The organism is Mycobacterium sp. OAE908 (assembly GCF_017872775.1).
Taxonomy (GTDB): domain Bacteria; phylum Actinomycetota; class Actinomycetes; order Mycobacteriales; family Mycobacteriaceae; genus Mycobacterium.
This window is the reverse complement of sequence record NZ_JAGGJL010000001.1, coordinates 4,695,667-4,715,703: the sequence shown is the minus strand read 5'-3', so window position 1 is coordinate 4,715,703 and position 20,037 is coordinate 4,695,667. Positions and strand designations below refer to the sequence as shown.

16 protein-coding genes are annotated in these 20,037 nt (G+C 66.3%); 5 read left to right on the top strand and 11 right to left on the bottom strand.

From position 1 onward, the window contains the following. Positions 1-21: 21 nt before the first annotated feature. From J3E61_RS23295 to J3E61_RS23280, 4 genes are read right to left on the bottom strand one after another with little or no spacing between them, the layout of a single operon-like run. A complete protein-coding gene (locus tag J3E61_RS23295) occupies positions 22-1,047 on the bottom strand; it encodes a putative zinc-binding metallopeptidase (RefSeq protein WP_210085149.1) in 1,026 nt (341 codons plus the stop codon). After that, on the bottom strand, positions 1,040-1,963 hold the full coding sequence (locus J3E61_RS23290) for a transglutaminase family protein (RefSeq protein ID WP_210085148.1): 924 nt from the start codon (positions 1,961-1,963) through the stop codon (positions 1,040-1,042). The genes J3E61_RS23295 and J3E61_RS23290 overlap by 8 nt, the downstream gene beginning before the upstream one ends. Beyond that, positions 1,960-4,611 carry a circularly permuted type 2 ATP-grasp protein gene (locus J3E61_RS23285; protein ID WP_210085147.1) on the bottom strand — a complete coding sequence of 884 codons (2,652 nt, stop codon included), beginning with the start codon at positions 4,609-4,611 and terminating at the stop codon, positions 1,960-1,962. The genes J3E61_RS23290 and J3E61_RS23285 overlap by 4 nt, the downstream gene beginning before the upstream one ends. After that, positions 4,611-7,928: a transglutaminase family protein gene (locus J3E61_RS23280; protein ID WP_210085146.1), complete on the bottom strand. Its 3,318-nt coding sequence runs from the start codon at positions 7,926-7,928 to the stop codon at positions 4,611-4,613. The genes J3E61_RS23285 and J3E61_RS23280 overlap by 1 nt, the downstream gene beginning before the upstream one ends. A 57-nt stretch (positions 7,929-7,985) precedes the next feature. Between J3E61_RS23280 and J3E61_RS23275 the strand changes: the two genes are divergently transcribed. Then, the gene (locus J3E61_RS23275; RefSeq protein ID WP_210085145.1) at positions 7,986-8,363 is read left to right on the top strand and encodes an MmcQ/YjbR family DNA-binding protein; all 378 of its coding nucleotides are present in this window, start codon (positions 7,986-7,988) and stop codon (positions 8,361-8,363) included. Here J3E61_RS23275 and J3E61_RS23270 read toward each other — a convergent pair. Both J3E61_RS23270 and J3E61_RS23265 read right to left on the bottom strand, forming a co-directional pair. After that, positions 8,338-8,814 (bottom strand): DUF1003 domain-containing protein, encoded by a 477-nt coding sequence (locus J3E61_RS23270; RefSeq protein WP_210085144.1) that lies wholly within the window; start codon positions 8,812-8,814, stop codon positions 8,338-8,340. The genes J3E61_RS23275 and J3E61_RS23270 overlap by 26 nt on opposite strands. 62 nt (positions 8,815-8,876) lie before the next feature. Next, on the bottom strand, positions 8,877-9,347 hold the full coding sequence (locus J3E61_RS23265) for a winged helix-turn-helix transcriptional regulator (protein ID WP_192720742.1): 471 nt from the start codon (positions 9,345-9,347) through the stop codon (positions 8,877-8,879). 97 nt (positions 9,348-9,444) lie between these two features. Here J3E61_RS23265 and J3E61_RS23260 point away from each other — a divergent pair, with 97 nt between their 5' ends. Next, positions 9,445-10,626 carry a thiolase family protein gene (locus J3E61_RS23260; protein WP_210085143.1) on the top strand — a complete coding sequence of 394 codons (1,182 nt, stop codon included), beginning with the start codon at positions 9,445-9,447 and terminating at the stop codon, positions 10,624-10,626. Positions 10,627-10,700: 74 nt separating this feature from the next. Here the strand turns inward: J3E61_RS23260 and J3E61_RS23255 are convergent, their stop codons facing one another. From J3E61_RS23255 to J3E61_RS23245, 3 genes are read right to left on the bottom strand one after another with little or no spacing between them, the layout of a single operon-like run. Beyond that, complete coding sequence (locus J3E61_RS23255; protein ID WP_210085142.1) at positions 10,701-11,132, bottom strand: nitroreductase family deazaflavin-dependent oxidoreductase; 432 nt, start codon at positions 11,130-11,132, stop codon at positions 10,701-10,703. Continuing rightward, positions 11,132-12,022, bottom strand: a complete 891-nt coding sequence (locus J3E61_RS23250) for an LLM class flavin-dependent oxidoreductase (RefSeq protein WP_210085141.1) — start codon at positions 12,020-12,022, stop codon at positions 11,132-11,134. Before J3E61_RS23250 ends, J3E61_RS23255 begins: the two co-directional genes overlap by 1 nt. Before the next feature lie 6 nt (positions 12,023-12,028). Continuing rightward, a complete protein-coding gene (locus tag J3E61_RS23245) occupies positions 12,029-12,457 on the bottom strand; it encodes a nitroreductase family deazaflavin-dependent oxidoreductase (protein WP_210085140.1) in 429 nt (142 codons plus the stop codon). Between the two features lie 96 nt (positions 12,458-12,553). Here J3E61_RS23245 and J3E61_RS23240 point away from each other — a divergent pair, with 96 nt between their 5' ends. Beyond that, positions 12,554-15,142, top strand: coding sequence for an alpha/beta hydrolase fold domain-containing protein (locus J3E61_RS23240; protein WP_210085139.1), 2,589 nt, complete (start codon positions 12,554-12,556; stop codon positions 15,140-15,142). On the opposite strand, the gene aspS is transcribed toward J3E61_RS23240, so the two are convergent. Beyond that, entirely contained in the window at positions 15,139-16,908 is a 1,770-nt protein-coding gene (gene aspS, locus J3E61_RS23235) for an aspartate--tRNA ligase (protein WP_210085138.1), read from the bottom strand. The two genes, J3E61_RS23240 and aspS, sit on opposite strands and share 4 nt — an antisense overlap. Before the next feature lie 73 nt (positions 16,909-16,981). Here aspS and J3E61_RS23230 point away from each other — a divergent pair, with 73 nt between their 5' ends. Then, entirely contained in the window at positions 16,982-17,872 is an 891-nt protein-coding gene (locus J3E61_RS23230) for an oxidoreductase (RefSeq protein ID WP_210085137.1), read from the top strand. 19 nt (positions 17,873-17,891) lie between these two features. Beyond that, positions 17,892-18,395 carry an SRPBCC family protein gene (locus tag J3E61_RS23225; RefSeq protein ID WP_210085136.1) on the top strand — a complete coding sequence of 168 codons (504 nt, stop codon included), beginning with the start codon at positions 17,892-17,894 and terminating at the stop codon, positions 18,393-18,395. Between the two features lie 71 nt (positions 18,396-18,466). Here J3E61_RS23225 and J3E61_RS23220 read toward each other — a convergent pair whose 3' ends face one another. After that, complete coding sequence (locus tag J3E61_RS23220; RefSeq protein WP_210085135.1) at positions 18,467-19,972, bottom strand: carboxylesterase/lipase family protein; 1,506 nt, start codon at positions 19,970-19,972, stop codon at positions 18,467-18,469. Positions 19,973-20,037: the final 65 nt, after the last annotated feature.

The following is a 20,037-nucleotide window of genomic DNA, read 5'->3' as shown; positions in this document are numbered from 1 at the left end:
GCGCGGTAGTTAGCGCAGTGGTTACGTGGTGGTTTCCTCGATCACCGTGTGGATGAACCGCATCTTGTCGAGGACCGGCGGCGGCAGCACGAACGGATACAAGTCCTCTCGACCCATCGACCGGTTGATCATGTTGAGCGCCCACGCCAGCGGCAGCCACATATCGATGATCGCGTCAAATCCACTGGGGCCCAATACCCGTCGCTCGAAGGTCGCGGCGGCGGCAGCAAAGCCGAACGCGGCGGACGTATCCAGCGTGTCGCGGATGTGCAGATAGTGCGCGAAGGTCTCGGCCCAGTCCTCGGCGGGATGCATGGTGGCATAAGACGACACATAATCGTCCTCCCAGCCCGCAGGCGCCCCCTCTTTGTAATGCCGGTCCAGCGCCGCCTGATAGTCGGCATCCGGATCGCCGTACAGTTCGCGGAACTGCTTCGAATACTGCTCCGACGGCTCGACCAGTCGGTAGAAGTAGTAGTGCCCGATCTCGTGCCGGAAATGCCCGAGCAGTGTGCGATAGGGCTCGGCCATCGCGACACGCAACTGCTCGCGGTGCACGTCGTCACCTTCGGCCAGGTCGAGCGTGATCACGCCGTTGTGATGGCCGGTGAACACCTTCTCCTGCTCACTGGACAGCAGGTCGAACGCCAACCCGAACTGCGGGTCCTCGTCGCGGCCGACGATCGGCAGCTTCAGTTCGATGAGCTCGGCGATCAGCCGACGTTTCGCCTTCTCGGCGGCTGCGAACGCGGCCAGCGCCGTCGTGTCATTGTCGTTGGGACGGGTGCGGGTGAGTACGCACGACGCACACAGCCGCGCGACGGGGCCCTTCTCCACGAGCCAATTGCATTCCGCCAGGTGAAGATTCGCGCACAACTGGTAGTCGGCGGCATCGACGGCACCGCCGTGGTCACTCGCTTCACCGCGTGCGATCACCAGCAACGCCATGTCCGGCAGCGAGAAGCCAAGGGCGCTACCGCAATTCAGGCACACTGAATTCTCGAAGGCCAGATGCTGGCCGCAGTTGGGGCAGAGGAAATCACGCACGCAGCACACCGCCCTCATAGGGCGCTACATCTACCGAGACGTCGATCACGCTGCTCTCGGCGTCGGTGTAGATGATGCCGCGCAGCGGCGGCACATCCGCGTAGTCACGGCCGAACCCTACATAGATGTAACGCTCGTCGACCATCTGGTCGTTGGTGGGATCCAAACCCAGCCACTGGTTCTGCGGCGTCCACACCGACGCCCACGCGTGCGTCGCGTCGATGCCGACCATGCGTTCCTTCCCCGGCGGCGGGTCTGTCGCCAGATATCCCGACACATAGCTGGCCGCCAACCCATTGGCACGCAGACAAGCGATGGCCAGTCGCGCGAAGTCCTGACATACCCCTTCTCGCGCCGCCAAAACCTCGCTGACTTTCGTGGACACCGTCGTCGATCCCGACCGGTACGTGAAGTCGGTGAAAATCCGCGACGTCAGGTCGCGAAGCACCTCGATCAACGGCCGACCGGGCTCGAAACTCGGTGCGGCATAAGCGCGTAGCTCGTCGGTGATCTCCGCAGGCCGCAGGTCCAACGTGAACTCGGTGGCCAACGCTCCGTCCAGGCCGACGGGTCGGGCGATCTCCCACGGCGCGCGCGCCGACCCGCCGCCGTACAGCTCGGGCGGCAGCGGATCCACCTCCACCACCGAATTGCTGCGAATCGACAGCGTGTTATGGCGTTCGGTGACATGGAAATACGAGCTGATGTTGCCATACCCGTCGCGGCTGGTAGAGCTGTCTGCGGCCTCGGGTTCGATGATCAGCTCGTGCGACAGGCACCGCTGACGCGTCGAGTCTCGCGGGGTCAAGAATCCGCGACCGTAGGAACTGGTGACGACATCCGAGTACCGGTACACCGTGCTGTGCGAGATCTGGTAGCAACGGGTCGACGGCGACGCGATCGGGCCGTCGGTCACGGCACCACACGACGTTCGTCGGCACCCCAAAGATGCTGCATGCCACCGGGCAGCGAGAGGTGGGTCGCGGTGATGACACCGGACAGCTCACGCAAGTCGCGATGCATCCTGTTGAGCAGGTCGGTGAGTTCGGCTCGCGTGCCGTCCGCGCCGACCACTTCCAGGTCGGCGGGATCGAGCCGGCGCAGCCGCGTGATGAGGTCGTCGACCAGCCGCTCGGGCCGCGAAGAGCCAGAGGATCCGGGCAGCGTCTTCAGGTCGGCCCGCAGCCGCTCGAGCTGGTAGACCAGCGACCGGGGATTCTCGGTGTCGAACAACACCAGGTCCGCCACAGCAGCCACACTAACCTTGCCCAGCATTCGCCGCCGGTAGATGACCGACGACTCGCAAGCCACCAGCGCCGACTCGGTGATGGTTTGCTCTGCGCCTGCGCTGCGGACCGTCGTCAAGGTTGCCCGCAGCAGCGCCGTCAATGCCAACCCGCGTTCGATGCGTTTGCCGATGTCCATCATCGTCCAGCCGACGTCCTGCACCATCGACTCCGCGGCGACACCTGACAGCGCCAGCATCCCCGCCAGGGTCAGATTGTTGGTCGACGACAGGAACGCCTCGCCCTCGGTCTGCGACTCGGGTGGCCCATCCGGAGCGTGCAGCAGCGCCCGCTCGACTGCGGCCAGCACCATCCACGTGTCGTTGGACATCTGGTCGCGAACGGCGCGCGCGGCCAACCCCAGTCGTTCCACCGATTGCGCCAGCGATCCGGACCGGTGCCGGTCGGCGGTCAGCGACCACAGCGTGCTCTGAGCCGTCGCGACCATCTCGGCGTAGTCGCCGCCTCCCCCGGTGTCGGTCCCCGTGATGTGCCCGAGTGTGGCGAGGAGCACCGGCACGCATTCGCTGCCTTCCATCTCGCGGCGGTACCGGTATTCGTGATAGCGCTCGCGGGTGACGGTCAACAGCCGGGCCATGTTCTCGGCGCGCTCCGCGTAGCGGCCCATCCAGAACAGGTCGGACAACACACGCGGCGAGCTGACCGCGCGCGTCGGGCTCGGCGTCATCGCGGGAAGTTCCACAGCGGTCGGTATCCGCTCGGCGGTCACACGGGCGGACGTACGCACCCAGATATCCTTGGCCGCAACAGAATTCAATCGGTAGGCAGCGGTGCCAGGGGCCAGCAGATACCCCAGGCCGCCGATCATCGGCGCATAGCCGCTGCGCTGCGACACGGTGAACAACCGCATGCCGACGCTGGCCGACGACAGCCCGCCCGGGTAATAGTCGGTGGGCGCCGATGAGAACTGCGGCAACTCCTGGCCTACCCACTGCCACGGGGTGGCTTCTATGCGCGATCCCAATTCCTTGCGCTGCACCGACGATAGCGCCGGTCCGACGATCGGGTCGCCGCCGCACACCGACCTGATGAGCAACGACGACAGGTTGGTCAGCAGATGCGAGCGTTCGGTGTTGATGCCGCCCCAATACAACGGCGCGGTCTGCAGCAGCGGCGTCTCCCCGAGCAGCCGTTCGGCCAGCTCGGGTAAAAACCGAAGCAGCCCAGCACTTTCCAGGATGCCGCTGCCCAGCGAGTTGACTACCGTCACCGCGCCGCGGCGCAACACCTCGACAAGGCCGACCACGCCGAGCCGCGAATCTGCCCGCAGATCAAGAGGATCGGCGTATTCCGCATCCACCCGACGCAGCACCACGTCGACGCGCTTGAGCGTGCCTAGCGACCGCATCCACAGCTTGCCGTCGCGCACGACCAGGTCGGCGCTCTCCACCAGCGGGAAACCCAGCACGCTGGCCAGGTAGGCCTGGTCGAAGGCCGTTTCGGAGAGGATACCGGGAGACAGCACCACCACCACTGGCTCCTCTGCCGACTCCGGAGCCGCATCGATCAGCGCCAGGCGCAACGCCTGCGCCCACGGCGAGGCGGGCCGCGGCCCGATCCGCTCGTACAGGTCAGGGGTTGCGTGCGCGATCACTCGCCGGTCGGCCAGCGCATAGCCCGCGCCCGACGGTGCCTGGGTCCAGTCGGCGTTGACCTGGAAACTGCCGTCGGCGGCCCTGCTGATGTCGCAGCCGTGCAGGAACAGCTGGTGGCGACCTGGCACCTCGATGCCGCGGGCCGCCCTGACGTAGCCGGGGTGCGCGAACAGCAGCTGCGGCGGGAGCACGCCGCTGGTCACCGCGTCGCGGGGGCCGTAGAGGTCGGTCAGCACCGCATCGAGCAACCGGGAGCGTTGCACCAAACCTGATTCCAGGGCGTCCCATTCCGCCGAGGACAGCACCAGCGGCAGCGCGTCGAGATGCCATGGGCCAGGCTCCGCGGTGCCGTCGCCGTTGGTTTGCGCTTGGCCAACGACCGAGCCGTGCCTGTCGACCTGGATGTAGGTGATGCCGTCGTTGTCGACCAGGCCGCGGACCATCGACCGCAGCTGATCCAACCCGACGCGGCCGCGCTCCCCCACGCATTCGGCGAGCTCCTGCCAGGCCGGCCGGACATTGCCTGCCGCGTCGACGAATTCGTCGTATCCGGTGCCCGCTCGGTCGCCGCGCACATCGAACAGCGCCTGCTGTGAACGCGCGGCGCGATACCGGGCGAGCAGGTTGTCGATGTCGTGCGTGTTCGGTGCGGGAAGGGCCATCACTGCAGAACGGTACGCACCCGGCGCAGATCCAAGATGCCCGGCGCACCGACATCGGTCGATTGGCGGGCTTGCTTCTCCCGGATGTCCGACATGTCGACCTTGCCGGGGGTAAAGCCCGTCGCGTCGAAGCGCCTGCCCCTGCGGGACTCGGCCTCCACGGCGTTGACCGGTGGCGTTTCGTATGCGCGACCACCCGGGTGCGACACGTGATAGGTGCAACCGCCGCGCGACATCCCCGTCACCGTGTCGAGCAGTTCGAAGCGCAGCGGCCCATCGACGGTAATGGTCGGGTGCAGCGCGCTCGGCGGCTGCCATGCGCGGAAGCGCACCCCGCCGACTTGGACATCGGCGCTGTCGGTGGCCAGCAGCGGGATCGGATGGCCGTTGGCGGTGACGACGTAGCGGTGACGGTCGGCGCCGATGAGCCGGACCTGGATGCGTTCCACCGACGAGTCGACGTAGCGGGCCGTGCCTGCTACCGCGGATTCCTCGCCGAGCACGTTCCACGGTTCGATCGCGCCACGCAGTTCGATCTCCACGCCGTCGAACACCGCGGTGCCGATCCGCGGGAACCGGAACTCGGTGAACGGGTCCAGCCAGCTGGTGTCGAAGTTGACGTCGTGCGCACGCAGGTCGGCAGCTACATCAGCGATGTCTTGAATCACGAAGTGCGGCAACAGGTACCGTCCGTGCAAGTTGGCGCCGTGCCGGATAAGCGGGGCCCGCAGTGGCTCCTCCCAGAACCACGCCACCAGCGACCTCACCAACAGCGACTGCACCATCGCCATCTGATAGTGCGGCGGCATCTCGAAGCCGCGCAGCTCCAACAGCCCGAGGCGGCCGCGTGCGCTGTCGGGGCTGTACAGCTTGTCGATGCAGAACTCGGCGCGGTGCGTGTTGCCGGTGATGTCGGTGAGCAGATGACGCAGCGCGCGGTCGGTGACCCAGGGTTTCGTCGCACCCGGTTCGGAGCTCAGCCGCGCGATCTCGGCGAACGCGATCTCGAGTTCGTAGAGCGCCTCGGCGCGGCCCTCGTCGACGCGCGGTGCCTGCGAGGTGGTGCCGATGAACCGACCGGCGAACAGATACGACAGCGACGGGTGGCGCTGCCAATAGGTCAGCAGCGAAACCAGCAGGTCGGGGCGGCGCAACAGCGGCGAATCGGCGGGCGTGACGCCGCCGAGCGTGATGTGGTTGCCTCCGCCGGTTCCGCCGTGCGTGCCGTCGACGTCGAACGACTCAGTCGACAGCCGGGCCAGGCGGGCCTGCTCGTAGAGCGTCTGCAGTTGCTGTTTCTGCTCGGCGAAGCTGGCCGTCGGAGCGACGTTGACCTCGATCACGCCCGGGTCGGGAGTGATCGACATCGACGCGATCCGCGGATCGGGCGGTGGTCCGTAGCCCTCGATCACCACGGCCACGTCGACCTTGGCGGCGGCTGCTTCGACTCGGCTGACCAGATCGACGAAGTGCTCGAGTTCCTCGGTCGGCGGCAGGTAGACGTACAGGTAGCCGCTGCGGATCTCCGCGAGAAGCGCAGTGGTGGGCGCGGAGTCGGCGTCCTCGACCGCCGCCGTCTCCGCCTCGGAGTCGACAGGCAAAGCGGCGCGCCGACGCAAGGGGTCGGCGTCATACGACGGCCGCGGCGGACGCCAACTGATCGAGTTCAGCGGCAACCGCAGGCCGGCCGGTGAATCGCCTTCGAGCAGCACGATGCGCCCGCGGCGCAGTTTCCAGTCGGCGCTCGCCCATCCCGAGTCGTCGTCGCGACGATGCAACGGCAGCACGTACGCGGCGGGTTCGGCGACAGATTCGTCGAGCCGCGATACCAGGGCAGCACGGGCGTCGGCGCTGTCGGCCTCCAGATCGTCTGTGGCAGCAACGGGCTCACCCTCTGGCCGGCGCACCGCACCCGCCAGCCGGGCCAACGCGTCCTCGTACGCCGGTCGCACCTGGGACCCTGGCAGTCCGAGGCCGTCGGCAATCGCATTCAATAGCTGGTGCCCGATATCCGGTGCGAGCGCGGGCAATTCGACCTCGGGCCGCCACGGGTCGGCCAGCAGCGCCTCGTCATTCCACAGCGGTTGGCCATCGTGTCGCCAGAACAGCCCAATCTGCCAGCGCGGCAAGGGTTCTCCGGGATACCACTTGCCCTGGCTGCGTTGCACAAGACCCTGCGGCGCCCACACCTTCTTCAGCAGGGCCGCCAGCGCAGAGGCTCGCTCTCGTTTGTGCGGCCCGTCGGCGTCGGTGGTCCACTCGGGATCCACCTGATTGTCGATCGAGACGAAGGTCGGCTCACCGCCGATGGTCAGCCGCACGTCACCGTCGGCGAGCCGCTGATCAACGCGGGCACCCAGCGCGCAGATCGCGCCCCATGCGGCTTCGGTGTAGGGCAGCGTGACACGCGGATCCTCGTGCACGCGGGTCACCACGTTCGTGAAATCCAGCGTGGTCTCGCATGGCTCGGTCGCGCCGGTGATGGGTGCCGCCGACTCCGGATGCGGCGTCGCCGACAACGGAATGTGCCCCTCGCCGGCGAACAGGCCCGACGTCGGGTCGAGCCCGATCCACCCGGCGCCGGGGATGTAGACCTCCGCCCAGGCATGCAGATCGGTGAAGTCGGCTGCGGGGCCCGAGGGTCCGTCGAGAGCCTCGACGTCGGAAGTCAGCTGCACCAGATAGCCCGATACGAACCGGGCGGCCAGGCCCAGCTGCCGCAGGACCGACACGAGCAGCCACGCCGAGTCGCGGCACGAACCGATTCCGGTGCGCAGCGTGAAATCCGGTGCCTGCACACCGGGTTCCATCCGCACGCTGTAGCCGACGTCGGCGTTCACCGCACGATTGAGCGCGACCAGGAAATCGATGGTGCGGGTGCCGGGCGCAACCGAGAAGTTCTTCACCCACGCCTGGACGAGCTCACCGGGCCCCGACCCTTCGCCCTCCTCGTCGACCGGCCGCAGATACGGCTTGAGATCCTCCGCGAGCGCCTTGGGGTATTGGAAGCCGATCTGTTCGGCCCAGTCCTCGATGAAGAAGTCGAACGGATTGATCACCTTCATGTCGGCGATCAGGCCGACGGTGATGGTCAGGCTGCGGGTGCGGGTCGGAAAGACCAGGCGGGCCAGGAAGTTACCGAATGCGTCCTGTTGCCAGTTGACGAAGTGATCGGCGGGTTCGACGGACAGCGAGTAGGCCTCAATAGGGGTGCGCGAATGCGGCGCGGGCCGCAGCCGAACGACATGGGGATACACCTCCACCAGCCGATCGAATGTGTAGCTGGTGCGGTGCTCCAGCGCCACCTTGATGCCCATCGACAGATCCCATCACAAGGTTGCGGTGCGCGCATGGCTCCGGCCTATCGTGATGTCGTGGCCACCTGGGCGGACGTCAGGCGATTAGTCGCTGGGCTTCCTGAGACAGCCGAGGCGTCGCCGCACAACTGGCGGGTGCGAAAAAAGTTGATCGCGTGGGAGCGGCCGCTGCGCACGTCGGACTTGGCGGCGCTCGGCGCCGACGCCCCCGAAGGCGACATCCTCGGCGCCAGAGTGGCTGATGAGGGGGTCAAGTTCGCGCTCATCGCCGACGATCCGCGGGTGTATTTCACCACCCCACATTTCGACGGCTACCCGGCCGTGCTGGTGCGCCTTGCCGAGATCGGCGTGCCCGAACTCGAGGAGCTGATCACCGAGGCGTGGTTGGCGCAGGCACCGAAGACGTTGGCTAAGGCGTTTCTGCAGAGCCGTTGACTGCAGTCGAATTATGTTGGCCGTCAGCACATGTGATCGCGTGCACGGCGCGCGTCAGCTCGAGAATCTGGTTGGTCAGCTCGATCAGTTGCTTGTTCTGCTGATCCTCTTCCTGCACCATCTGCCACTGCTGATCGGCGGCGGCTTGGCGTTTGAAGTCGGCCCGGTTCTGGCTGATCATCACGAACGTCGACAGGAAGATCGCCTCTAGCGACACGATCATCGTGAGCAGCCCGAACGGATAGCCCTCGATGCCGAAGATGATCCACACCGCGAACCACAGGATGTGGAAGTAGACGAACGCCATCGAACCGGCAAATCGCGTGATGACGTCGGCGATCCGATTCTGGATGCTGGCGGCGCGGGCTTCGTAGTGCTTGGCGAGCGCCGGGTTGATGGGCTTGGGCAGCCTCGGCGGGACGAGACCGTGGTGGACAGGGGTGTTCGACATGGCTCACCGTAGCTGCGGGCAAACCGCTGCCCCGTTCCCTTCGGCTGTGAATCAGCTTCCGATCACCTGCCTGCGAGCTGAACCACCAGCTCGTTGGCGGGCACCTGATGGCCCCGCTCGCAACGGATCTCGACAGTCGCCTCGGCGCCGCAATCCTTGTGCGCAAGCTGTAGCGAGGCGTTGTACGGCAGGTGCCGTCGACCCCACTCGAACATCGCCCATACCACCGGCATGAAATCCGTCCCAGCGGCGGTCAGCACATACTCGTCGCGGCTGCGCTGCCCGGGTTCCTTGTACGGCCTGCGCTCCAGCAGACCTGCGTCCACGAGTTCGGCCAGCCGCGCCGAGGCCGCAGCCTTGGTGATGCCGACGCGCCGCCAGAAGTCTTCGAACCGAGTGGTGCCGTAGAACGCCTCCCGCATGATCAGCATTGCCGACTTGGTGCCCAGCAATGCCATCGTCTTCTCGATCGGGCACTCGCCGACAGCCGACCACTTGTCACGGTCGACGAGCGGCCCTTGCAGCACTGTCATGCACGTCACTCCTTTCCTGGGTTGCTCTCACTATACCTAGGTGTTATAGCTGGATATAGAGAGCACTACTCAGCGTCGAGTCTGTCAGGAGGCGGCAATGGCCGGATACGTGGGCCGGGATGCAGTCATCGTGGGTGCGGTACGCACCCCGATCGGAAAAGGAAAAGCCGGCGGGGCGCTGCACGACGTGCTGCCGGTCGACCTTCTGGCGCACAGCCTGAAGGAACTGGTCAACAGGACCGGAATCGATCCGACGCAGATCGACGACGTCATCGCGGGCGCGGTCACCCAGGTGGGCGACCAGGCGGTCAACATCGCCCGCAACGCGGTGCTGGGCGCCGGCTTCCCCGAGAGTGTCCCGGGTACGACGGTCGACCGTCAGTGCGGCAGCAGCCAGCAGGCCATCAGCTTCGCGGCCCAGGGCGTGATCTCGGGAGCCTACGACGTCGTGATCGCCGCGGGTGTCGAGTCCATGGGCCGGGTGCCGATGGGCTCGAGTGTCCTGCCGGGCAGCGATCCGTTCGGTCAAATGGCGCAGCGTTATCCCGAAGGCCTTGTGCCGCAGGGCATCAGCGCGGAGTTGATCGCCGCGAAGTGGGGTTTTTCCCGGCAACAGCTCGACGAATTCTCCGCGAGTAGCCACGAAAAGGCCGCGGCGGCAACCAAAGAGGGCCGATTCGACAACGAACTGGCGCCGATCGCGGGCCTGACGACGGACGAGATCATCCGCCCCGGCACCACCGTTGACACGCTGGCAGGTTTGAAGCCGGCGTTCTACAACCCTGCGTACGAGGCACGCTTCCCGCAGATCACATGGGAGATCACCGCAGGCAACTCATCGCCGTTGTCGGACGGCAGCGCAGCGGTGTTGATCACCACCAGCGAAGCGGCACGGCTCCTCGGCCTGCGTCCGCTGGCCCGCATCCATACGGCCACGGTCGTCGGGTCGGACCCGCTGTACATGCTGACCGGCGTCATCCCCGCGACCGAAAAGGTCTTGGCGCGAGCAGGTTTGACGCTCGCCGACATCGATCTGTTCGAGGTGAACGAGGCGTTCGCACCTGTGGTCCTGGCGTGGGCACACGATGTCGGCGCTGATTTGGCGAAGACGAACGTCAACGGTGGCGCGATCGCGATCGGTCACCCGCTGGGTGCCAGCGGTGCGCGCATCATGACGACGATGGTCAACGCGCTCGAACAGCGCGGCGGCCGCTACGCGCTGCAGACGATGTGTGAGGCCGGCGGCATGGCCAACGCGACCATCATCGAGCGGCTGTAAGACTTGCCCCTCCCGATTGCACTCAGGGTCGTGATCCGGTGCCTTTCACGACCCTGAGTGCAATCTTCAAGTCCCTAGGCCCGCTGCAGTTCGAACAGCGGGATGACGCGGCTCGTCTTCGCTTGGTACTCACCGAAACCCGGCGCCAACTCGACAACCTTCGGATATGTCGCGTCCCGCTCCTCGGACGGCAACTCGCGCACGGTGACGTCGTAGGCGTCGGTGCCGACCTCGACGTGCGCCCGCGGGTTGGCCCGAACGTTGTGCACCCAATCGGGGTTGGTGTCAGCGCCCGCCTTCGATCCGACGATGATCATCTTGTCGTCGATCGTCAGGTAGGCCAGCGGAGCCAGCCGCGGCTGGCCCGACTTGGCGCCGGTGGTCGTGAGCAACAGAAGGGTCGCGCCTTCGAAGGGCCCGCCGACCTTCCCGCCGTTGACGCGGAACTCATCGACGATGTTCTTGTTGAACGCCTTCATCGTTTCTGCGTCGGGTATTTCAGTCATCAGATCTCCTTCAATGCAGGCAACAATTGTTCGGCTACGGATTCGGGCCGCGGGCGCAGCGAGCCGATCCGCAGGATCAGGTGTTGAGCGCCCGCGTCGACATAGCGGGCCAGCCAGTCAAGACATTCCTGGACCGAGCCGCCGCGGATTGCCTGGACGTGGCGCATCACGTCGAGCGGTTGGCCGTAGTAGGAGCGCAGGTACTCGTCGAGTTCGGCGTCGGCGCCCGCACCACTGAGGTTGACAGTCGCGTACAACGCCGGAGTGACCTCGCGGACCGCTTGTGCGCGAATCCGATCCCACGCTCGCGCATAGGCATTGGCGTCGGGCAGGTACGGCAGCCAGCCGTCATAGGTGGCCGACACGCGCTCGATGACTTTCGCCGTGTCCCCGCCCGCCAGCCACACCGGCGGCCCGCCCGCTTGCGCAGGCGGCAGCGCATCGGCGAATTCGCCTTGGCCACTCCATGTCTCACGCCACAGCGCGACAGTCTTGTCCAGTCGGGTGCCGCGCCCGGCGAACGGCATTCCGACCGCGTCGAATTCACGGCGGCTCTCCGGCAGCGGCGCGCCCGACCCGAGCCCGAGAATCAGCCTGCCGGCAGACAACTGGTCGACGGTGGCCGCCTGCGCGGCAGCAAGAAGCGGTTGGCGCAACGGCCCGATGAGCGCCGCGGTCCCGAGCGCGACCCGCTCCGTCACAGCCGCGACCGCGGACAGGATCGACAGTGGTTCGCCACGGGTCCGCGCCAAGAGTGAGTCACCGACCCACACCGAGTCGAAGCCGGCCGCTTCCGCGGTCCGGGCGTACTCGACCAGGCCCGGCGCGTCGTGCTGTCCCGTCATTGCGGTTTCCCGGCTGGGCAGCATGATCCCGACGCGCACCGGCATCGCGTCCTACGCCTTGTCGAGTTCGAAGATCGGGATCACGCGGCTGACCTTCGCCTGGAAATCAGCGAACTGCGGCGCGATCGCGGTGAGCTTGGGAACGATCGCCTCACGTTCGGCGCCCGTCAGTTCGCGTGCGATGACGTCGAAGGACTCGCCGCCCAGTTCGACGTGCGCGCGGGGATTGGCACGAAGATTGTGCACCCACGCCGGGTTGACGTCGGCGCCGCCATAACCCGCGACGACCACCAACTTCCCGTCGATGCGCTTGCACGACAACGGCGACAGTCGCGGCTCACCCGACTTGGCGCCGGTGGTTGTCAGCAGCAGCAACTCGTTGCCCTCGAAGGCGCCGACCTTGCCGTCGTTGGCGCGGAACTCGTCGGCGATCTTCGCGTTGAACGCTTTGGTCGTCTCGATGTCGGGTGGCTGGGTCATTGCTCCTTCAAGCTTTACACGCTTGGGGTCTATTCCCGGGGACTCGAGTATTGCAGTACCCGGTACAGCAGGTCAGCGGGGCGTGATGATCGGTTGATGACCGACACGAGCGGACCTGAGGTAGACGTCGTCGTGGTGGGCGCGGGGATTGCGGGTTTGTACCTGGCCTACCGGCTCAGCCGAGCGGGATACCGCATGCGGATTTTCGAAGCGAGCGATGACCTCGGCGGCACGTGGTACTGCAACCGCTATCCCGGGGCCCGCGTCGACATCCCCAGCATCGACTACATGTACAGCTTCGACCCTGATTGGCGCAGCGGGTGGCAATGGTCGGAGAAGTACGCCACCCAGCCCGAGATTTTGCGCTACTTGAACCACGTCGCCTACAAGCACGACCTGCGCCGCCACATCACCTTCTCGACCAGGGTGCAGCAGGCGCACTGGGACGACGAAGCCTCCCTGTGGCGCATCCATACCGACACCGGAGACGAAGTCACCACTCGGTTCGTCGTGATGGCCTCCGGATGTCTGTCCATACCGAAGCCTCCCGAGATCGACGGTCTTGACCGGTTCGCTGGCGAGGTGTATCTCACCAGCCGCTGGCCGCACGACCCGGTCGACTTCGCCGGCAAGCGCGTGGCCGTCATCGGAACGGGTTCCTCTGGGGTGCAGTCGATTCCGGCCATCGCCGAACAGGCGCAACAAGTGGTGGTTTTCCAGCGCACCCCAACGTTCTGCATCCCGGCGCACAACGGGCCGGTGACCCCGGAGATGCTCGCGCCACTCGACAACGAGGCCGAATACCGCGCCGCGGCAAAGGTGTCACCCAACGGCATCCCCGCAGAGCGCGACATCACCACGACGTTCAGCGTCTCGGAGGCCGTCCGCCAACAGCGCTACGAACGGGTATGGGAGCAGGGGCTGCTGCTGCAGTCGTTCACCGTGTTCGCCGACGTGCTCAGCAATCCCGCCGCCAACGACGAGTTCGCCGAATTCGTCAGGAACAAGATCCGCTCCATCGTCGACGATCCGCAGACAGCTCTCGAGTTGTGCCCGGGCGACTACCACATCGGGACGAAGCGGCCGTGCCTCGACACGAACTATTACGCCACCTACAACCTGCCGCATGTGCGCCTTGTCAACATCCGGAAGCACCCGATCAGAGAAATCACCCAAACCGGCATCGATACGGCCGACGAATCGTTCCCCGTCGACGTGATTGTGTTCGCCACTGGTTTCGACGCCATGACGGGTGCGATCACCGCCGTCGACATCAAAGGCCGCCACGGCTTGGCGCTGACGGAGAAGTGGGCCAATGGGCCGCAGACCTATCTCGGATTGACGACGGTCGGCTTCCCCAACCTGTTCCTCATCACCGGCCCGGGAAGCCCGTCGGTGCTGTCGAACATGACCGTTTCGATCGAACAGCACGTGGACTGGGTGCTCGACTGCCTCGGTCATATGAGCGCTTCCGGCCTTGACGTCATCGAGCCCACCGAAACGGCTGAGGCCGGGTGGATGCAACATGTCGCCGACTGCGGCGCCATCACGCTCTTCCCCACCGCCAACTCCTGGTACATGGGCGCCAATGTGCCAGGCAAGCCGCGAGTCTTCCTGCCGTACTGTGCGGGTGTCGACTTCTACCGCGCCAGCTGCGACGAAGTCGTCGCCCGAAACTACTTAGGCTTCACGCTGTCTGGTCCCGAGGGCTCTAAATGCAACGACGGTGTGGTCCGCCGGTTGCAGCCCGACGTCGAGATGGTCCTGATGGAAATGGCGGCGATGGAGCTGCCGCTGATGGAGTCGATGTCAGTACCGCAAGCCCGGGCGTTCTACTTGCAGATGCTCGCGGACCGGCCGCCTGGTCCGGATGTCGGTGAAATCGTCGACGGCGTATTGCCAGGGGCCGCAGGCGATCTCGCATACCGGCTGTATCGCCCCACAACGCCTGGCCCGCACCCCGTCGTCCTGTATTTCCACGGTGGCGGTTGGGTGGTTGGCGATGCCGTTTCAGATGAGCCGCTGTGCAGAGACCTCTGCGCCCGCACCGACGCGATCGTCATCTCGGCGGATTACCGCCACGCACCGGAGCACCGGTTCCCTGCGGCGGTCGACGACGCCCTGGCCGCGCTGCGGTGGGTCGCCGACAACGTCGAGACGCTCGGCGGCCGTCCGGGCGGAGTCGCGGTGGCCGGGTGGAGCGCAGGTGCCGGGCTTTCTGCGGTGGTCTGCCAACTGGCGCGAGACATGGGCGGTCCGCACATCGTCGGGCAGGTCTTGTTGACACCGCCCGCGAGCGGTGGCACCGCGATGACGTCATTCGTCGAGAACGCCGAGGGCTACCTGTTGACGACGCCGCTGACCGAGTGGTTCTACAACCACTACATCGATGAAGCCCAGCGCAGCGACCCGCGCTTCGCGCCGTTGCGTGCCGACGATTTGTCCGGGCTACCGCCCGCGATCGTGGTAACCGCAGAGTTCGACCCGTTACGGGACGACGGCAGGGCATACGCCGCCGCGCTGGCGGCAGCGGGCGTCCCTACCGAGCACCTCGGCGCCAGGGGCCACACCCACCACTCGCTGACGATGGTCGACGTGGTGCTTTCGGGTGCCTCGATACGCGCTCAGATGGCCGAGGCACTGCGCCGCTTCTTTGCGGCGGTTCGCACACCCGAGCCGGCTTAGTCCTTTTTCTCGGGTTTCGCGTCGATTCCCGATTCCTTGCGCTGCTGCGGCGTAATCGGCGCGGGTGCACCGGTCAGCGGGTCGACGCCGCCGCCGGATTTCGGGAACGCAATGACCTCGCGGATCGAATCCATGCCCGACAGCAGCGAGTTGATCCGGTCCCACCCGAATGCGATGCCGCCGTGCGGCGGTGCGCCAAAGGTGAACGCCTCCAACAGGAATCCGAACTTCTCCTCGGCTTCGGCCTTGTCGATGCCCATCACCGCGAACACCTTTTCCTGAATGTCGCGGCGGTGGATACGGATCGAGCCGCCGCCGATCTCGTTCCCGTTGCACACCACGTCGTATGCGTCGGCCAGCACGGCACCCGGGTCGGTGTCGACGCTGTCGGCGAACTCCGGCTTGGGTGCGGTGAACGCGTGGTGCACCGCCGTCCACGCACCCGAGCCAACGGCCACGTCGCCGTGCGCGGTCGCCTCGTCGGCGGGTTCGAACAGCGGCGGGTCGACGATCCAGGTGAAGGCCCACGCGTTCGGGTCGATCAGGTCCTGCCGCCTGGCGATTTCGATGCGGACCGCACCGAGCAGCCCGCGCGACGACTTGGCCGGGCCTGCCGAAAAGAAGATGCAGTCACCGGTCGATGCGCCGACGTGTGCGGCCAGCCCCTCGCGCTCGGCGTCGGACAGGTTCTTGGCCACCGGGCCGCCGAGCGTGCCGTCGTCGTTCACCAGCACGTAGGCCAGCCCACGGTGGCCGCGCTGCTTGGCGAACTCCTGCCAGCCGTCGAGCGTGCGCCGCGGTTGCGAGGCCCCGCCCGGCATCACCACGGCCCCGACGTAGGGCGCCTGGAACACCCGGAAGGGGGTATCGGAGAAGTAGTCGGTGCACTCGACGAGCTCCAGACCGAACCGCAGATCGGGTTTGTCGGACCCGTACAGCCGCATCGCGTCGGCGTATGTCATGCGCGGCAACGGGGTTGGCACGTCGTAACCGATCAGCGCCCACAACGCCTTGACGATCTCCTCGGAGATCGCGATGACGTCCTCGGTGTCGACGAAGCTGAGCTCCATGTCGAGCTGGGTGAACTCGGGTTGACGGTCGGCGCGGAAGTCCTCGTCGCGATAGCAGCGGGCGATCTGGTAGTAGCGCTCCATGCCTGCCACCATCAGCAGCTGTTTGAACAGCTGCGGACTCTGCGGCAGCGCGTAGAAGCTTCCCGGCTGCAAGCGGGCGGGCACCAGGAAGTCGCGGGCGCCCTCGGGCGTGGACCGTGTCATCGTCGGAGTCTCGATCTCGACGAAGTCGTGTCGGGCAAGCACCTCGCGGGCGGCAGCATTTGCCTTGGAGCGCAATCGAATTGCGTTGCCAGGACCTTCGCGGCGCAAATCAAGGTAGCGGTATTTCAGGCGGGCCTCTTCGCCTGCGGTCTCGTCGAGTTGGAACGGCAGTGGCGCGCTCTCCCCCAGTACCGTCAGCGATGTCGCGTTGACTTCGATTTCGCCGGTGGGGATCTCGGGATTCTCGTTGCCCTGCGGCCGGATCTCGACGACACCGTCCACCGCGATGCAGAACTCGGCGCGCAGCCGGTGCGCCTGGGCCAGCACGTCACCCTCACGGAACACCACCTGCGCGACCCCCGACGCGTCGCGCAAGTCGATGAAGATGACGCCGCCATGGTCGCGACGACGCGCCACCCAACCCGCGAGCGTCACCTTCTGCCCGGCGTCGGTGGACCGCAGCGAACCGGCGGCATGTGTGCGCAGCACGAAATCTCCCTGTTGATGGCCTGACGAGACGATTGCCAAGTGTAGAGGGGGGCTGACCGCCGGTAACTTGGCGATGGTGGGCACCAGCATCGCTCTGATCGGACCCGGCGCCATCGGCGCAACCGTTGCCGCCTACCTGCACGCCGCTGGCCACCCTGTCCTGCTGTGCGGGCACAGACCGCGCTCATCGATCGAGGTCCGGCCCGACGACCAGGCGCCGATCACGCTGCCGGGACCCGTGCACGCTGATCCGGCCGAGGTCGACGGACCCGTCGACGTGGTGTTCATCGCCGTCAAGGACACCCAGAACGAGCAGGCCGGCGTGTGGTTGGCGGGGCTGTGCGACAACCGCACGGTGGTGTGTGTGCTGCAGAACGGCGTCGAGCAGGTCGAGCGGGTGGGCCGGTTCTGCCCGACATCGACGGTGGTGCCCGCGGCCGTCTGGCTGTCCGCAGAAGTCCAGCCGGAGGGTTGGGTGCGGGTGCGCACCGAGCCGCGGCTGGTGCTGCCGGATAGCGAGGCAGCCGCGGTACTGGCGGAGTTGTTGCGACCAGCTGGGGTGATCGTCGAGCTGGATCCCGACTTCCGCACCGCGGCATGGCACAAGCTGCTGGTCAACGCCGTCGTCGCGGTCATGGTGCTGACCGGTCGGCGCTCGGGCGCGTTCCGTCGCGACGACGTGGCCGCCTTGGGGCGGCGGTATCTGGCCGAATGCCTCGCCGTAGCACGCGCCGAGGGCGCCAACCTGGATGATGACGTGATCGACGAGATCATCGGCATGCTGGCGCAGGCCCCGCCGGACATCACCACCTCGATGCTGACCGACCGCGAAGCGGGCCGGCCGCTGGAGTGGGACATCCGCAACGGCGTGATCCTGCGCAAGGCCGCCGCGCACGGCATCGCCGCTCCGATCAGCGAAGTGCTGGTGCCGCTATTGGCTGCGGCAAGCGACGGCCCCGGCTAGACACCGTCATCTACTGTGTATGGCCATGCACGCTTGTGAACGCGTCGGCCTGGACTTCATCGACAGCGCACCGTTTCGCTTCGTCTCCACCGTCGACCTCGCGATCACGCCCGAGCAGGTGTTCGAGATCCTCGACGATGCCGAGTCGTGGCCACAGTGGGCAACCGCGATCACAAAGGTGACGTGGACCAGTCCGCAACCCCACGGCGTAGGCACCACCCGCACGGTCGACATGCGCGGCGGCATCGTCGGCGACGAGGAATTCCTGGCGTGGGAGCCCTTCACGCACATGGCTTTTCGGTTCAACCAAGCCTCGAGCCGCAGCATCGCGGCGTTCGCCGAGGACTACCGCATCGTGCCGACGACCACCGGCTGTCATCTGACGTGGGTGATGGCGATGCAGCCGAACGGTTTCGCCAGCCGCATCGGAATGACCCTTGGCCGCCCGCTGATGGCGCGGACATTCCAGAAATTCCTCTACAACTTGCGGGATTACGCCGCCAAGCGCTACGCGAGAACCTAGTACTCGTCGAAACGGTATTCCAGCAGCGAAAGTTCGAGAACGACCCTGCTGGAATACAGTTTCGGCGGAAGCTAGTGCAGGCCCGCCCAGGCCTTGCGACGGTCCGCGTCCGGATCTTCCACGACCATGTCGTGCGCCGACAAAATCACCCGGGTGCAGCGACGGTCGGTGTCGTACATCGGCCAGTCGTGTCCGTTGGACCAAACGATCTGGCCGGTCTCCCACCCCTGCGCCGCGAAGTCCAGCCACGCACGCTGCATGCGCCTGCCGACGGGCGGTTGCAGCCGACGCCCGAGCGGATGCAGCTTGCGTCCGATGAACGAGGCATAGCTGTGCTGGATGTGCACGATCTCGCTGCCGTGCGTGGCGCCGAGGCCGAGAAGCCGCAGGCTCCAACCGAAATGGTCGAATCGGTACATGTGCGTCGGCGCGTGCGCACTGTAAGCGTCGGCGAATGCCCACGCGCCACGACCGAACATGACGTCCGACCCGAACGCGACGAGCGCGCGTCTCCGCGGGTAGTCGGGATACGCGGCCAACACCTGTTGCTTGGCGTCGGGAGCGACACGGTTGAGGTACGAGTCGATCGACGCGACGGTCGTCGGCAGCATCGGCGGCTTGGTCCAGGCGAACATCGACGCCTCGTGGCTGTTGGTGCCGATGATCAACGGCACCCGCGCTAGTGCGCCCGCGCGGGCGGCTTCGACAGGATGGCGCGGCAGCAGGTCGACGCCGTAGGTCAGGCCATAGGCAAGCGTCGGGGTCCTCGCGGCGCTCTTGAGCTGCAGCATGCCCGCGGCACGGCGCAGTTGGCGCTGCGGAAGCCCCTTCACCTCGTCGGCACTGACACCTAGCCGCTTCAGGAAGTCGTGAGCCTGCCTGGCCCGCAGTTCGCGGTCGGCGATCAGCGGCAGCGCCGGGCTCTGCGCGATCGCGCGGCGGAACAGGCCGTCGGCGGCGGGACTGGCCAATAACGCCAGCACCGACGTTGCGCCTGCCGATTCGCCGAACACGGTCACCCGATCGGGATCACCGCCGAATGCGGCGATGTTGTCCTTGATCCATCGCAACGCGGCGATCTGATCGCGCAGGGCGAGGTTGTCGTCGAATCCGTCGCCCAGATCGCTCAGCTCGAAACCGCCGAACACGCCGATCCGGTAGGTGACGTTTACCACCACCACATTTCCATTGGCGGCCAGCCGCGAGCCGTTGTAGAGCTGAAACTGACCGGCCCCGTAGACGAATGCGCCACCGGGAATCCACACCATCACGGGCAGGGAAGCGGTGGTATCGGGCGACCACACCGTCAGGGTCAGACACGCTTCGTCGCGCACCTTCGGGTCGTCGCGACCGCCGCCGACGAACGACTTGCTCTGCGGCGGGAGCGGTCCATGTTCGAACGCGTCGCGCACGCCGGTCCACGGGCCCAGCGCACCGGGTGCCAGGAACCGGCGTTCACCGATTGGCTGCTCGGCGTACGGCACGCCGCGCCAGACCTCGACACCACCGTCGGTGGTGCCGCGAAGATCTCCCAGTGCAGTGTGCGCGATGGTCGAATGTCCCAGAAGGACTGCCACCCCTAAATCGTAGTGTGCAAAGCTGGACACGCCGGGGTCTGAACGGGTGTGGCGAGCGACGGAGC